The following is a 14,657-nucleotide window of genomic DNA, read 5'->3' as shown; positions in this document are numbered from 1 at the left end:
AAGGGTCCGGACACCATTTCCGGCCCCGCAGGAGACATGCCGGTAGTTGCGGCGACGTGGCATGGAACGTCACCGTTTAGGCGGTCTCGGACGCCGGGTACTTGCGCGATTCGCCGAGCCCGTGTGGACTACGGCCAATGCCCCGCGCACGCGCGTGGCTGAAGCATTTTCCGAAACATGATCAGGAGGCAACCCGTGAGCGCGACCGCGGACCACGCGGAGGAACGGACCAACACGGCCGCAAGGCTTGGGTTCGAACCCGGACAGGTGGTCCAGGAGATCGGCTACGACGACGACGTCGAGCAGGAGCTCCGTGAGGGCATTGAGGCCACAATCGGCCAGGAACTCGTCGACGAGGACTACGACGACGTCGCTGACGTCGTCCTGCTCTGGTTCCGTGACGAGGACGGCGACCTTACGGACGCGCTGGTGGATGCCATTGGTCTGATCGAGGACGGTGGGGCGGTCTGGCTGCTGACGCCCAAGACCGGCCGCGACGGATACGTCGAACCGAGCGACATCAACGAGGCTGCCCAGACAGCTGGTCTCGCCCAGACCAAGAGCATCAGCGCGGGCAAGGACTGGACGGGCAGCCGTCTGGTCACTCCCAAGGGGGCCCCGGCCAAGCGCTGAGAGCTCTTTCACCACCTGGGCCCCCGACGGCATCGCGCCGCCGGGGGCCTTCGTACGCGCGGGTGCGGACCTGCCCAGGTCCCGCCGGGGACGCTGCGTAGGGTGGGTGTCACCCGGACGGCCCAGGCCGGGGAAGTGTGACGTTCGTGAAGGGATGCGTTGTACATGACGATCGAGGTCGGCACGAAGGCTCCGGAATTCGAGCTGAAGGACAACCACGGGCGCACCGTGAAGCTCTCGGACTTCCGCGGTGAGAAGAACGTGGTGCTGCTCTTCTACCCCTTCGCCTTCACCGGTGTCTGCACGGGGGAGCTGTGTGCGCTCCGCGACGAGCTGCCCACGTTCGAGAACGACGACACCCAGCTGCTCGCCGTCTCCAACGACTCGATCCACACTCTGCGTGTCTTCGCCGAGCAGGAGGGCCTGGAGTACCCGCTGCTCTCGGACTTCTGGCCGCACGGGGAGACCTCGCGGGCGTACGGCGTCTTCGACGAGGACAAGGGCTGCGCGGTGCGCGGCACGTTCATCATCGACAAGGAGGGCGTGGTCCGCTGGACCGTCGTCAACGGCCTGCCGGACGCGCGTGACCTGAACGACTACATCAAGGCACTCGACGCGATCTGATCCGGCCCGACCGGATACGGCTTGTACGGGATCCGGGGTTTGCGACCTGCCGGATCCGGGGATCTCCTGGCGGCGACCGGCCAAAAGCCTGTTTTGGCCGGGAACCGGTCACTAGGATCCAATCGTTGATCCGATGCCAACGCACGACGGGGGCGCTGGTGTCTGCCGGCCCTCTCAAAACTTTTGGAGGACTCGTGGGAGTCAGCCTCAGCAAGGGCGGCAACGTCTCGCTGACCAAGGCCGCGCCGAACCTGACCGCGGTCATCGTGGGTCTGGGCTGGGATGCCCGGACGACCACCGGCGGTGACTTCGACCTCGACGCCAGCGCGCTGCTGACGAACGCCGAGGGCAAGGTCGGCAGCGACGGGAATTTCGTCTTCTTCAACAACCTCAAGAGCCCCGACGGCTCGGTCGAGCACACCGGTGACAACCTCACCGGTGAGGGCGAGGGCGACGACGAGGTCATCAAGGTCAACCTGGCCGGTGTCCCGGCCGACGTCGACAAGATCGTCTTCCCGGTCTCGATCTACGAGGCCGAGAGCCGTCAGCAGAGCTTCGGCCAGGTCCGCAACGCGTACATCCGCGTGGTGAACCAGGCTGACAACAGCGAGCTCGCCCGCTACGACCTGAGCGAGGACGCCTCGACGGAGACCGCCATGGTCTTCGGCGAGCTCTACCGCAACGGCGCGGAGTGGAAGTTCCGTGCCATCGGCCAGGGGTATGCCTCGGGTCTGCGCGGCATCGCGCAGGACTTCGGCGTCAACGTCTGAGCCGGTCCGGAGAATCCTCCGGACACCCGCAGCTCCATCGCGTCCGGCGCCGCACCATGTGCGGCGCCGGACGCGCTCGGCAGAGCGCCCCGCGTCCGTCAGGCGCCCTGCCGGGCCGCGATACCGTCCATCGACTCGGGGAGGACACACCATGGGCGTCACGCTCGCCAAGGGAGGCAATGTCTCCCTCTCCAAGGCCGCACCCAATCTCACTCAGGTGCTGGTCGGGCTCGGCTGGGACGCACGATCCACGACGGGAGCCGACTTCGACCTCGACGCCAGCGCACTGCTGTGCCAGTCGGGCCGGGTCCTCGGCGACGAGTGGTTCGTGTTCTACAACAACCTCACCAGCCCCGACGGCTCCGTCGAGCACACCGGCGACAACCTCACGGGGGAGGGCGACGGCGACGACGAGTCCGTCATCGTGAACCTCACGCAGGTGCCGGCGCACTGCGACAAGATTCTTTTCCCGGTTTCGATCCATGAAGCCGACAATCGTGGGCAGACATTCGGTCAGGTGGCCAATGCCTTCATCCGCGTGGTGAACCAGGCGGACGGCCAGGAGCTGGCGCGGTACGACCTCAGCGAGGACGCGTCGACGGAGACGGCGATGATCTTCGGTGAGCTCTACCGCTACGGCGGCGAGTGGAAATTCCGTGCAGTCGGACAGGGGTACGCGTCAGGGCTGCGGGGCATCGCTCTAGACTTCGGGGTCAACGTTTCGTAAAGCCGCGCACGGCGCGGGGGAGCCCCGTACTCAACCGGGGGAGACCCGTTACATACACGATGGGGTAGCCAGTGCTTCTGAAAACCTTCGGCTGGTCGTTCGCGGTTACCGCGCTCGGCCTGGTCGCAGCGGTGTTCTACGGGGGGTGGCAGGCATTCGGCGTCGTCGCGATCCTGTCGGTCCTCGAGATCTCGCTGTCCTTCGACAACGCGGTGATCAACGCCGGAATCCTGAAGAAGATGAGTGCCTTCTGGCAGAAGATCTTCCTCACCGTCGGCGTGCTCATCGCGGTCTTCGGTATGCGGCTGGTCTTCCCTGTCGTGATCGTGGCCATCAGTGCCCAGCTGGGGCCCATCGAGGCCATCGACCTCTCGTTCAACGACCCTGACAGGTACAAGGAACTGGTGACGGACGCTCACCCGTCCATCGCCGCCTTCGGCGGAATGTTCCTGCTCATGATCTTCCTCGACTTCATCTTCGAGGACCGTGACATCCAGTGGCTGCGCTGGATCGAGCGTCCGCTCGCCAAGCTCGGCAAGGTCGACATGCTGTCGGTCTGTGTCGCGCTGATCGTCCTGATGATCGCGGCCATGACCTTCGCGACCCACGCGCACCAGCACGGTGGCGGGCACGCCGACAAGGCGGAGACCGTCATGCTCTCCGGCATCGCGGGTCTGATCACCTATCTCGTGGTCGGCGGTCTCTCCGGATTCTTCGAGAACAAGCTCGAGGAGGAGGAGGAGCGCGAGCACGAGGCCGAGGAAGAGGCCAGGAAGTCCGGCAAGTCACCCTCCGCGGTGGTCCTCGCGGGCAAGGCCGCCTTCTTCATGTTCCTCTACCTCGAGGTCCTCGACGCGTCCTTCTCGTTCGACGGTGTCATCGGCGCCTTCGCCATCACCAACGAGATCGTGCTGATGGCGCTCGGCCTCGGTATCGGCGCCATGTACGTCCGTTCGCTCACCGTGTACCTGGTCCGCCAGGGCACCCTGGACGACTACGTCTACCTGGAGCACGGCGCGCACTACGCGATCGGCGCCCTCGCGGTCATCCTGCTCGTCACCATCCAGTACGAGATCAACGAGCTCATCACCGGTTCCGTCGGGGTCATCCTGATCGGCTGGTCCTTCTGGTCCTCGGTGCGGCGCAACAAGGCGATCGCTGCGGCAGGCGGCGACGGCTCCGATTCCAAGGCGGAAGTGTCCTCCGGGGTGTGACCCGGTAGGGATTGAGGAACGCTCTCTCTGCGGGGCGGCCACGGTGGCGGTGCTCCGGGGAACACCCGGACCCGGCCCGGAGGCCGCCCCGCAGTGACGTGCGGGGCGTGTGAGCCGCAGGTGCGGGGTCGGGCGGTACTACCGATACATATGGGGGTTGGGATGGCCTTCTGGGACGGCCTGTTTCCGCGGCGGGCCGCGCAGTTCGAGTCGGGTAACTCCGCGACGAACTCGATCGTGCTCTCCAAGCGCAACGCCACGGTCTCGCTGAACAAGCAGGGCGCCCTGTCGGGCAACCTGCGCGTCAACCTGTCGTGGCGGATGCGTACGTCGGACTTCGGCGGAAGGTCGCGGCAGAGCGGCCGGCTGCTGCATCCGCTGAAGCTCTTCCAGCCCGACGTGGTCCAGGCGCACACCCAGGGCATGGTCAACGTGGACCTGGACCTGGGCTGCATGTACGAACTGGCGGACGGCACCAAGGGCGTGGTGCAGCCCCTGGGCAACCTCATCGGCGACCTGAACGCGCCGCCGTACATCAGGCTCAGCGGGGACGACCGCTTCGGGGCGCCGTCGGGCGAGACCGTCTACGTGAACCTCGACAAGCGCGACGAGCTCAAGCGCCTGCTGTTCTTCGTGTACATCTACGACCAGACCCCGGCCTTCGACCGTACGCACGCCAAGGTGACGCTCTATCCGGGCAACGGCCCGCGCATCGAGATCGAGCTGGACGAACGGGCCCCGCAGGCCCGCTCCTGCGCGGTGTTCACGGTGGAGAACGTCAAGGGCGAGCTGATCGTGCGCCGCGAGGTGAAGTTCGTGTACGGCTTCCAGTCGGAGCTGGACCGGATGTACGGCTTCGGCATGCAGTGGGGACGCGGCTACAAGACGCGGGCCTGAGTGCGCACCGTGAAGGGCGGCCGCGCCTCCGGTTCACGACCGGAGGAACTGCGGGCCCTGCGGAGGGAGCACGAAATTCGGGTCCGCGGCGTGCGCCGCCGCCGCGGCGGGCTGCGGATAGCCGTACGCCGGCTGCGCCGGGGCGGGCTGCGGGTAGCCGTAGGCGGGCTGGGGCGCCACGGACGGCTGCGGGTAGCCGTACGCGGGCTGCTGGTGCTGGACCGTGGCCTGGGAGTCGGGCGTGGGCGCCGTGGCCTCAGGGACGGACGGGGCGGGTGCGGACGCCTCGGGGGTGCTGGGCACGGCCGCAGGGCCGGGCTCGGAGGCGGCTTCCGCCTCGTCCACCGAGATCCCGAAGGCGGTGGCCAGCCCGACGAGGCCCGTCGGGTAGCCCTGCCCCACCGCCCGGAACTTCCAGCCGTCGCCGCGCCGGTACAACTCGCCGCAGATGACGGCGGTCTCCTCGCCGGTCTCCGCACGCACATCGAACACCGCGAGTGGCTCACCGTCGGCGGACGCCGCGTCGTACAGCGATATCCGCAGGTCCGTCACGCGTTCGAACGCCTCTTCGTCGCAGGACGCGGCGATGACCACCTGCTCCACGGAGGGGTCGAGCGCGGACAGGTCCGCCTCGATCGTGTCCGTGAGCCCTTCGGGGGCGCTGCGCTTGGGCAGACGCCGTACGAGGCCCGACGGGTGCCGTGGCTGGTTGTAGAAGACGAAGTCCTCGTCGGAACGCACCTGCCCGGAGGGGCCGATCAGCAGGGCGGAGGCGTCCACATCAGGGACCCCGGCGCCCGGGGTCCATCGCAGCACGGCCCGTACGGCCATGGCGTCGAGAGGGACGTTCGAGCCCTTCAGCATCGCGTGCGTCATGGCGGTCATCCTGCCTGCTGGGGTGGTGTCCGGACAACGCGGGGGTACGAACCAGTAGGCCAGGCAGGGTTCGCGAGGGGCACGCAGGCGCGCCGCGCGGGGTGCCGGATACGCCGGGGACACCTGAAGTTCATAGGGACGGGGAACCGGCGACACCTCCCCGAACGTACTATTACCGGCCATACCTTTATCCGCTCCATCAGGCAGTACGGGGGAATCACATGCGTCATTTCGGGCATATCTCGCCCGCTGTCCGGGAGAGTCTGTTCTTCAGGGAGCCGTGTGCATTCGACGCGGATTCCTCCTCCCGCCTGCTGTCCACGGCCCTGGGGGCCACGCTCTACAGCCCCGCGACCCGGCCGAGGCTGGCCGACGACGTGATCAAGCAGGGCGGGCAGGGAGTGGTCTCCATGGTGCTCTGCCTGGAGGATTCCATCGACGACGCCGAAGTGGTCGGTGCCGAGGCCAACCTGGTCCGGCAGTTCGCCGACCTCGAGGCGCGGGACGCCGATGTGCCGCTGCTCTTCATCAGGGTCCGCGAGCCGGAGCAGATCTCCGACCTCGTACGGCGGCTCGGCAACTCCGTCCGATTGTTGTCCGGATTCGTACTTCCGAAATTCACGGAGGAGCGGGGTGAGCTCTTCCTGGAGGCGCTCACCGCGGCCGAAGCGAGCGGAGGGCACCGGCTTTTCGCGATGCCCGTCCTCGAATCGCCCGAGCTGCTGCACCTGGAGACCAGGGGCGAGACCCTGCGGGGAATCTCCCGCACCGTCGACAAGTACCGCGACCGGGTCCTGGCGCTGCGGCTCGGTGTCACCGACTTCTGCTCCGCCTACGGTCTGCGCCGGGCCCCCGACATGACGGCGTACGACGTCCAGATCGTCGGTGCCGTCATCGGCGACGTCGTCAACGTGCTGGGCCGGTCGGACGGCACCGGCTTCACCATCACCGGGCCCGTGTGGGAGTACTTCCGGCTCCAGGAGCGGATGTTCAAGCCCCAGCTGCGCCGCAGCCCCTTCATGGGCCAGGCCGAGGAGCTGCGCACCGCGCTCATCGAGCACGACCTCGACGGGCTGTTGCGTGAGATCGAGCTGGACCGGGCCAACGGCCTGCTCGGCAAGACCTGCATCCATCCGTCGCACGTCCTGCCCGTGCACGCGCTGTCGGTCGTCAGCCACGAGGAGTACAGCGACGCGCAGGACATCCTGCGGCCGGAGCGGGGCGGCGGCGGGGTGCTGCGCTCCGCGTACACGAACAAGATGAACGAAGTGAAGCCCCACCGCGCCTGGGCCGAGCGGACCCTGCTGCGGGCCGACGTCTTCGGCGTGGCCCGCGAGGACGTCGGCTTCGTGGAGCTCCTGGCCGCCGGCGTGACGGCCTGAGCGCGGACATGGGCGTATGCGGGCGAGCGGACGAGCAGATACGGGAAGAAGAGGCAGTGGACGTGGAGTGGTCGGGTAACTGGGTCGCGGAGCGCCTCGGGGTCGAGCTCGTCGGCGACGGGGAGCTCCGGGAGCTGCTGGGCCTGGCCCTGCGCCGAAATCCGAAGCGGGCCCATCTGCTCGTGTCGAACGTCCTGGGCAAGCACGTGCCGCAGCGGCCGTCCGTCGTCCACGGCGTGGGCTTCGAGCTCGGCGAACGGGTGCGGAACCTGCTGGGGGAGGAGGAGGCCCGCCGTGCGGTCGTCCTCGGCTACGCGGAGACGGCCACGGGTCTCGGCCACGCCGTCGCGGACGGGCTCGGGGTGGCTCCGTACCTCCACTCGACCCGGCGCCCCGTCGCGGGCGTCGCACAGGCCGGCGGCTTCGAGGAGGCGCACTCGCACGCCACCTCCCATCTGCTGCTGCCCGAGGACCCCGACCTGCTGAGCGCGTCGGCGGAGGGCTCGCCGCTGGTCCTGGTCGACGACGAGTTCTCCACCGGCAACACCGTGCTGAACACCATCCGGGCCCTCCACGCGCGCTACCCCCGGGACCGGTACGTCATCGTCGCCCTGGTGGACATGCGCTCCGAGGCCGACCAGGGGCGGCTCGCGGAATTCGCCGAGGAGATCGGTGCGCGCGTCGACCTGGTGGCCCGCGCCCGGGGCACCGTGCGCCTGCCCGACGGAGTCCTGGAGAAGGGCCGGGACCTGGTGGCCGCGCACGAAGCCGGACATGCGCCGGACGAGCCCCCCGCGCCACGGACCGTCCCCGCACGGGTCGCCCTGGACTGGCCGGCCGGCGTACCCGACGGCGGGCGCCACGGCTTCACCCCCGCCCACCGCGCGGCCCTGGAAGCCGCTCTGCCGGGCATGGCCGCCCGGATCGCCGACGCCGTGGGCGACGCCCGCAGGGTGCTCGTCCTCGGCTTCGAGGAGCTGATGTACGCGCCCCTGCGGCTCGCCACCGCGCTGGAGGACGCCACCACGGCCGAGGTGCGCTACTCCACCACCACCCGCTCACCCGTCCTCGCCGTCGACGACCCCGGCTACGCCATACGCAGCCGCCTCGTCTTCCCCGCCCACGACGACCCCGCCGACGGTCCGGGCGACCGGTACGCGTACAACGTCGCGGGCGCGGGCTTCGACGCCGTCGTCGCGGTGGTCGACTCCGCCGGCGACACCCCCGCCCTGCACGCTCCGGACGGGCTGCTGGCCCGGCTCGCCGGCCACACCGACCAGGTCGTGCTCGCGGTCGTCCCCTCGTACGTGCCGACCTCACACAGGCAGGAAGCCGCCATGCTGCCCGAACCCCTCCGGGGACCCGCCTTCTCCTCCTACGCTGCGGACGACGTCGGCTGGCTGCTCCAGGACCTCTCCGACACGGCCCTGGAAGCCCCCACCGAGGAGCGCGAGGAGGCGATCCAGAGCGGCGGCGCGCACTACGCCGAGTCGCTGCCCGTCGAGTACCAGCCCAGCCCCCGGTACCAGGAGCTGTTCAAGGCGGCCCTGGACACCTCGGCGGCCCGTATCGCCCGGGCCGTCGGCACCGTCACCGAGACCGTCCTGGCGGAGAGGGGCCCCCGCCCCGTCCTGGTCTCCCTCGCCCGCGCCGGCACCCCCGTCGGGGTCCTCATGCGCCGATGGGCCCAGCACCGGCACGGCCTCGACCTGCCGCACTACGCCGTCTCCATCGTCCGGGGCCGCGGCATCGACGCCAACGCCCTGCGCTGGCTGGCCGCCCACCACGACCCGGCGGACGTCGTCTTCGTCGACGGCTGGACCGGGAAGGGCGCCATCACCCGCGAACTCGCCGCAGCACTGGAGGAGTTCGGCGGCTTCAACCCGGAGATCGCCGTACTGGCCGACCCGGGCGGCTGCGTACGGACGTACGGGACGCGCGAGGACTTCCTCATCCCGTCCGCCTGCCTCAACTCCACGGTGTCCGGGCTGATCTCCCGTACGGTCCTGCGCTCCGACCTGGTCGGGCCGCACGACTTCCACGGCGCGAAGTTCTACAGCGAGCTCGCCGACGCCGACGTCTCCGGCCTCTTCCTGGACACGGTCGCCGCCCGCTTCGACGAGGTCGGCGACGCGGTGGACGCGGAGGCGAAGGGGTTGCTCGCCGCGGACCGCGCCCCCACCTGGGAGGGCTGGGCCGCTGTCGAACGCATCAGCGAGGAGTACGGCATCCACGACGTGAACCTGGTCAAGCCTGGTGTCGGCGAGACGACCCGGGTGCTGCTGCGCCGCGTTCCCTGGAAGATCCTGGCCAAGCGGGGGGCCGGCGCCGACCTCGACCACGTACGGCTGCTCGCCGAGCAGCGCGGCGTCCCGGTCGAGGAGGTCGGAGAACTCCCGTACACCTGCGTCGGGTTGATCCACCCCAAGTACACCCGCGGTGCCACCGGCGCGGACGGCACGGCGGTGACGGCGAAGTGAGCGACACCGTGAACACGCCTGACGACGCGACCACGGCCACCCCCGGGGACGGCCCCTTGGCGCTGGTGGCCAGCGACCTGGACCGCACCCTCATCTACTCGGCGGCATCCCTCCAGCTGACCATGCCGGACGAGCAGGCCCCCCGCCTGCTCTGCGTGGAGGTGTACGGCGGCGCGCCCCTCTGCTACATGACGGAGACGGCCGCCGCACTGCTCGACCAGCTGGCCCGCACCACGGTGTTCGTCCCGACCACCACCAGGACCCGGGAGCAGTACGGCCGCATCCACCTGCCCGGACCCGCCCCCCGGTACGCCATCTGTGCCAACGGCGGACACATCCTGGTCGACGGCGTCTCCGACCCGGACTGGCAGGACCACGTGGCCCGCCGGATCGCCGGCGAGTGCGCCTCCCTCGGCGAGGTCCGTGCCCACCTCCAGGCGGCGGGCGACCCCTCCTGGCTGCTCAAGGAACGGGTCGCCGAAGATCTCTTCGCCTACCTCGTCGTCGACCGCGGAGCCCTCCCCGAGGGCTGGGTCAAGGAGCTGACCGCCTGGGCGGACACCAAGGGATGGACCGTCTCGCTCCAGGGCCGCAAGATCTACGCCGTGCCCAAGCCGCTCACCAAGAGTGCCGCCATGCACGAGGTGGCCCGCCGCAGCGGTGCCACGCTGACGCTCGCCGCCGGGGACTCGCTCCTGGACGCCGACCTCCTGCTCGCCGCCGACCGGGCGTGGCGCCCGGGCCACGGTGAGCTGGCCGACTGCGGCTGGGGCGCACCCAACACCGAGGTGCTCCGGGAGCGGGGCGGGGCCGCGGGTGAGGAGATCCTCCGCCGCTTCCTGCGCGCCGCCGACCCCCTGCGGGTGAATTGCTGAGCACTCGCGGGCGATCTTCGGCAAGCTGGTCGGGCCGCCGACCGGAGGAGATGCTCATGACCAAGGGCAACAACACCAAGATCACCGACGAGCTGTACGCGTACACACTGGCTCACAACCCTCCGCTGGACGAGGTGCAGCGCGAGCTCGTGGAGACCACGTACGCCGAGCTGCCCGACCACGCGGGTATGCAGTCCGCACAGGAGCAGGGCCCGCTGCTCGCCTTCCTCGTCGGGCTGACGGGGGCCCGGCACATCGTGGAGGTCGGCACCTTCACGGGCTTCTCGGCCCTGTCGATGGCCCGGGCGCTGCCCGCGGACGGCGTGCTGATCGCCTGCGACATCTCCGAGGAGTGGACGGCGTACGGCCGCGAGGCATGGGAGAAGGCCGGCGTCGCCGACCGGATCGACCTGCGGATCGCGCCTGCCCTGGACACCCTGCGCGCGATGCCGGCCGAGCCGCACATCGACATGGCCTACCTGGACGCGGACAAGGGCAGCTACATCGCGTACTGGGAGGAGCTGGTCCCGCGACTCCGCCCCGGCGGGCTCGTCGTCACCGACAACGTGCTCTTCCACGGAGGCGTCACCGACCCGCTGGCGACCGGGGCCACGGCCGCCATCAGGGGGTTCAACGACCATGTCCGAGCCGACGACCGGATGGAGAGCGTCATGCTGACGGTGGCGGACGGGCTGACGCTCTCGCGCAAGAAGTAGCGGGACCGCCCCGGTGGGGGCAGGCCGGGGGTCAGCCGCAGCAACCCCCACCGCAGCAGCCGCCACCGCCGCCGCCCGAGGGTGCGGCAGCGGGCGCGGAGGACGCCGAGCCGCCGCCCACCGCCACGGTGGAGAGCAGCTTCACGGTGTCCTCGTGCCCGGCAGGGCAGGAGGCGGGATCGGATGACTCGGCCATCGGGCGGCTGAGTTCGAACGTCTCGCCGCAGGGGCGGCAGCGGTACTCGTAACGAGGCATGGCCCCAGATTAGAGCCTCTTCCCCTTCGCGACCTCGGGCATCGGGGCACGGGAGCGGCGCTCCTCCCTCGCCACCTGCTCGGGGTGGCGGGCGCGCCAGTACGGATTGTCGTGGGGCAGGCCGCCGGTGACCCTCCCGTACATGCCGAACAGCATCAGCAGCAGCCCGACCACGAAGCTGAAGATCACGTTCTGCATGTGGAACGCCAGAAAATTCGCGCTGCTGTCCAGCAGGGCCAGATTCACGAACCCGCTGAGGATGAAGGCGATGCCCAGGACCATGTTCAGCGTCGAGGCGAAGTTCCCGCCGATGACCATGCCGACGAAGAGCAGCAGCCCGACACCGATGGACAGGATGCTCAGCGCACCGTTGGTGTTGAGGCCCGCCACCGTGTCGCCGCCGGTGTCGAAGAAGCCGATACGGTCGATGAGCCCCAGGATCCCGAAGGCGACGAGCAGCAGGCCCATCAGGCCCGCGCCCACCCGGTAGACCCGGCTGAGGCGGTGGTCGACGGGCAGGTGGTCGTCGAGGACGGCCTTGCGGCGGGCGGGCCTGCCGGGCCGGCGCGTGGGATGCAGGACGTGAGTGGCCATGACGGCCTCCTTCGGCCGAGTGCGGCCAGGGACGCCTCAGCGGAAGCCGCTGCGTACCTCCAGGATCGGCCCACGGGCGGCCGGGGACAACTCAGCCCCTGTCCGCGGACTACGGCGCGCTCAGGTGCCGCCGCCCAGCTCCTCGCGGATCGCGGAGACCACACGGGTCGCCGTCTGCCGCACGGCCTCGGTCTCCGTGAGGAAGTGCCAGTAGTCGGGGTGGCGCCCGTCCAGCCCCTCGATCGCCCGCTCCAGCCGCGCCACGGCGTCGTCCAGCGGGCGGGCATGACGCGGGTCGGGCGTGTTGCGCCCGGCCATGGCGAGGCGCTGGGCGTCCCGGATCGCGAACCGGGTGCGGTCGATCTCCGCCTGCGGATTCTTCGCCACCGCGTCGAGCCGCTGCAGCCGGTCCCCGGCGGCGGACACCGCCTCGTCGGTCGCGTTGAGCAGCGCCCGGACCGTAGTCAGCCGGGACGTCGCATCCGGCCAGCGCTGCTCGGACCGTGCCTCGGCGGCCTCCGCCAGCTTCGCCTCGGCCTGCCGGACGTTGACCGCCGCCTGCTCGGGGACCGGCTGCAGGTCCTGCCAGCAGGCGGCCGAGAAGCGCCGCCGCAGCTCGCTGAGCACCGGCTCGACCTGCCCGGCGCGCGTGGTCAGCGCCTGGGCCCGGGTGCGCAGCGACACCAGCCTGCGGTCGATCTCGGCGGCCCGCTCGGGAAGTTGGGCCGCCTCCGCACGGATCGCCTCGGCGTCCCGCAGCACCTTGTCCGCACGCTGCAGGGTCTCCGCCACACCGTGCTGTCCCGCGCCCTGGTTGAGCTTCGTCAGCTCCGGGGCGAGGGCCGCGAGCCGGGCCGCGAGATCGTCCGCCCGCAGCCCTGACGCGCGCACCGCGTCCAGCGCGTTGCTCGCGGCGAGCAACGCCTGGCGGCCCCGCTCCACAGCGGGAGCGAGCCGCGCGAGCTGGGTCTCCGCACTGCTGAGCAGCGTCCCGAGCCCCTGGGCGAACCGGTCGAGCTCACCCTTCACCCGCACGAGATCGTCCTTGGCCCGGGTCAGCTGGGTCCGCGCACCTGCCGCCGCCGAAGGCTCCAGATCGTCCCGGTCGAGGTCATGGGCGTCGACCGCGGTGATGTACTCGTGGCTGACCTCGTCGATCCGCCGGCCCAGCGCCGCGAAGTCGTCCGCGGCCTTGCGGGCGCGGGACGAACTGTCCACGGCGGTGATCGTCTCGATCGAGATCCGCAGATCGCGCTGAGCGGTGTCCAGCTCGTAGAAGGCGGCAGCCGCCGCGTCCTTCGCAGCCTGCGCGTCGGCGCGCTGATTCTCCCCGCGCCCCCCGAACCAACGGCGCGTACCCCCGCCCGCGAAGGCGCCTGGCAGCGCGGCGACGATCAGGGGGACCGGCAGCAGCATCAGCACCAGGACGTCCCTGACGGCGGAACCAACACTCGCTTTCGCCTGCGGCCGCGTGTGTGTCGCCGTCACATCCCTCTCCCGTGCCGATTCGCCCTGCCCGGTTCATTCTCGCACCAGTTAGGACGAACGCACGGGCCGGTTAGTTCGCACTTCGGACGGTGACTTCACCGTTGTCGCTGCGCGCCTTCACCACGTGCTTGCTGCTTTCGCTGCGGGGCACCTTGACGGAGACGTCACCGTTGTCGGCCTCGGCGGACACCGCGTACGCACTCTCCCCGGCCGGCAGGTCGATGGAGATGCTCCCGTTGTCACTCACCGTGTCCACCAGGTTCGGGACCCGGGTGAACCCGATGCGCACCGACCCGTTGTCCGAACGGGCGATCACCGAACTCCCCGAGATCCGCTCGGCCTCGACGGAGCCGTTGTCGGAGTGCAGCTCCAGCGGCCCGGAGATGTCACGCACGTCGACGCCGCCGTTGTCGGCGGAGATCTTGAGCGGGGCACCGAAGCCGGCCGCGGTGACCTTCCCGTTGTCCCCCTGCACGGTCAGGGCCAGCCCGCGGGGCACCTTCACCTCATGGTGCGCCTCGCAGTCGCTGATCACCGCCCGGCACTTCACCTCGAGCCGCAGCTCGTCCCCCTCGAGCTTCCACACGGGATCCGGCCCACTGCCCAGCACGACCCACCCGTCGACCCGGCGGGTGACCTCGATCTGCTCCACGTCGGCGGGCACGAGATCCAGGGTCGAGTTCTCGGCGTCGATGGTGAGCGAGTCCCCACTGAAGGCGAACGACTTGTGCTCGGCGGCAGCGTCCTCCGCGTCCGCACTCCCACAGCCACTGAGCGCGGCCACGAGGAGCGCGGTCCCGGCGGCGGCCACGAGTGCGTCGGTGCGTCGTGTACGGATGGTCATGGTGTCGGGTCCCCCTGAGAGCGCCGGCGATGTGGCCCCACCGTATGTACGGGCGCACCCTCACGACGATCCGGACGGCTACCGTCTCAGGGGTGGGGGTAACCCCCGTACGCGGGTCCGGGGCCCCGGCCGTGCCCGGCGGGAACCGGATTGCCGCCGGGGGGCGTGGGCCATGTAACCTGTTGCCTCATCCACGGGTGCGTAGCTCAGGGGTAGAGCGCTGCTCTTACAAAGCAGATGTCGGCGGTTCGAAACCGTCCGCGCCCACCAGCACAAAGGCC

At 70.0% G+C, this 14,657-nt stretch carries 15 protein-coding genes and 1 tRNA gene; 11 read left to right on the top strand and 5 right to left on the bottom strand.

What is annotated here, in order from left to right:
• Positions 1-195 precede the first annotated feature (195 nt).
• The 6 genes from ACIBCU_RS03200 (at position 196) to ACIBCU_RS03175 (ending at position 4,865) form a co-directional block, all read left to right on the top strand.
• Positions 196-633 carry a DUF3052 domain-containing protein gene (locus ACIBCU_RS03200; protein ID WP_031092598.1) on the top strand — a complete coding sequence of 146 codons (438 nt, stop codon included), beginning with the start codon at positions 196-198 and terminating at the stop codon, positions 631-633.
• Positions 634-798: 165 nt separating this feature from the next.
• Positions 799-1,257, top strand: a complete 459-nt coding sequence (locus ACIBCU_RS03195; RefSeq protein WP_362937381.1) for a peroxiredoxin — start codon at positions 799-801, stop codon at positions 1,255-1,257.
• Positions 1,258-1,451: 194 nt separating this feature from the next.
• Positions 1,452-2,027 (top strand): TerD family protein, encoded by a 576-nt coding sequence (locus tag ACIBCU_RS03190; RefSeq protein WP_124276684.1) that lies wholly within the window; start codon positions 1,452-1,454, stop codon positions 2,025-2,027.
• Positions 2,028-2,178: 151 nt separating this feature from the next.
• Positions 2,179-2,754: a TerD family protein gene (locus ACIBCU_RS03185; RefSeq protein WP_104785332.1), complete on the top strand. Its 576-nt coding sequence runs from the start codon at positions 2,179-2,181 to the stop codon at positions 2,752-2,754.
• A 71-nt stretch (positions 2,755-2,825) separates the two neighbouring features.
• On the top strand, positions 2,826-3,968 hold the full coding sequence (locus ACIBCU_RS03180) for a DUF475 domain-containing protein (protein ID WP_362937378.1): 1,143 nt from the start codon (positions 2,826-2,828) through the stop codon (positions 3,966-3,968).
• Between the two features lie 162 nt (positions 3,969-4,130).
• The gene (locus ACIBCU_RS03175; protein WP_362937375.1) at positions 4,131-4,865 is read left to right on the top strand and encodes a Tellurium resistance; all 735 of its coding nucleotides are present in this window, start codon (positions 4,131-4,133) and stop codon (positions 4,863-4,865) included.
• Between the two features lie 33 nt (positions 4,866-4,898).
• Here the strand turns inward: ACIBCU_RS03175 and ACIBCU_RS03170 are convergent, their stop codons facing one another.
• Positions 4,899-5,750 (bottom strand): TerD family protein, encoded by an 852-nt coding sequence (locus ACIBCU_RS03170; RefSeq protein ID WP_399228861.1) that lies wholly within the window; start codon positions 5,748-5,750, stop codon positions 4,899-4,901.
• Between the two features lie 212 nt (positions 5,751-5,962).
• Between ACIBCU_RS03170 and ACIBCU_RS03165 the strand changes: the two genes are divergently transcribed.
• The 4 genes from ACIBCU_RS03165 to ACIBCU_RS03150 are packed head-to-tail and all read left to right on the top strand — an operon-like array spanning position 5,963 to position 11,194.
• Positions 5,963-7,123, top strand: coding sequence for an HpcH/HpaI aldolase/citrate lyase family protein (locus ACIBCU_RS03165; RefSeq protein ID WP_362937369.1), 1,161 nt, complete (start codon positions 5,963-5,965; stop codon positions 7,121-7,123).
• Between the two features lie 8 nt (positions 7,124-7,131).
• Complete coding sequence (locus ACIBCU_RS03160) at positions 7,132-9,603, top strand: phosphoribosyltransferase (RefSeq protein WP_399228858.1); 2,472 nt, start codon at positions 7,132-7,134, stop codon at positions 9,601-9,603.
• On the top strand, positions 9,600-10,478 hold the full coding sequence (locus tag ACIBCU_RS03155) for an HAD family hydrolase (RefSeq protein WP_399228857.1): 879 nt from the start codon (positions 9,600-9,602) through the stop codon (positions 10,476-10,478). Before ACIBCU_RS03160 ends, ACIBCU_RS03155 begins: the two co-directional genes overlap by 4 nt.
• Positions 10,479-10,534: 56 nt before the next feature.
• The gene (locus ACIBCU_RS03150) at positions 10,535-11,194 is read left to right on the top strand and encodes an O-methyltransferase (RefSeq protein WP_362937363.1); all 660 of its coding nucleotides are present in this window, start codon (positions 10,535-10,537) and stop codon (positions 11,192-11,194) included.
• 31 nt (positions 11,195-11,225) lie between these two features.
• Here ACIBCU_RS03150 and ACIBCU_RS03145 read toward each other — a convergent pair whose 3' ends face one another.
• The 4 genes from ACIBCU_RS03145 to ACIBCU_RS03130 all read right to left on the bottom strand — a co-directional run bounded on the left by ACIBCU_RS03145 (position 11,226) and on the right by ACIBCU_RS03130 (position 14,376).
• Positions 11,226-11,450, bottom strand: a complete 225-nt coding sequence (locus ACIBCU_RS03145) for a zinc ribbon domain-containing protein (protein WP_399228853.1) — start codon at positions 11,448-11,450, stop codon at positions 11,226-11,228.
• 9 nt (positions 11,451-11,459) lie between these two features.
• Positions 11,460-12,044: a DUF4383 domain-containing protein gene (locus ACIBCU_RS03140; RefSeq protein ID WP_362937357.1), complete on the bottom strand. Its 585-nt coding sequence runs from the start codon at positions 12,042-12,044 to the stop codon at positions 11,460-11,462.
• A 120-nt stretch (positions 12,045-12,164) separates the two neighbouring features.
• Positions 12,165-13,532 (bottom strand): hypothetical protein, encoded by a 1,368-nt coding sequence (locus ACIBCU_RS03135; RefSeq protein ID WP_399228851.1) that lies wholly within the window; start codon positions 13,530-13,532, stop codon positions 12,165-12,167.
• A gap of 70 nt (positions 13,533-13,602) precedes the next feature.
• Positions 13,603-14,376 (bottom strand): DUF4097 family beta strand repeat-containing protein, encoded by a 774-nt coding sequence (locus tag ACIBCU_RS03130; protein ID WP_362942554.1) that lies wholly within the window; start codon positions 14,374-14,376, stop codon positions 13,603-13,605.
• A 195-nt stretch (positions 14,377-14,571) separates the two neighbouring features.
• Between ACIBCU_RS03130 and ACIBCU_RS03125 the strand changes: the two genes are divergently transcribed.
• Positions 14,572-14,646 (top strand) — tRNA-Val (locus ACIBCU_RS03125).
• Positions 14,647-14,657 lie beyond the last annotated feature (11 nt).

The organism is Streptomyces sp. NPDC051064 (assembly GCF_044455985.1).
GTDB lineage: Bacteria > Actinomycetota > Actinomycetes > Streptomycetales > Streptomycetaceae > Streptomyces.
Note: the sequence above shows the minus strand (reverse complement) of the source record. Positions and strands in the feature narration are given on the sequence as shown.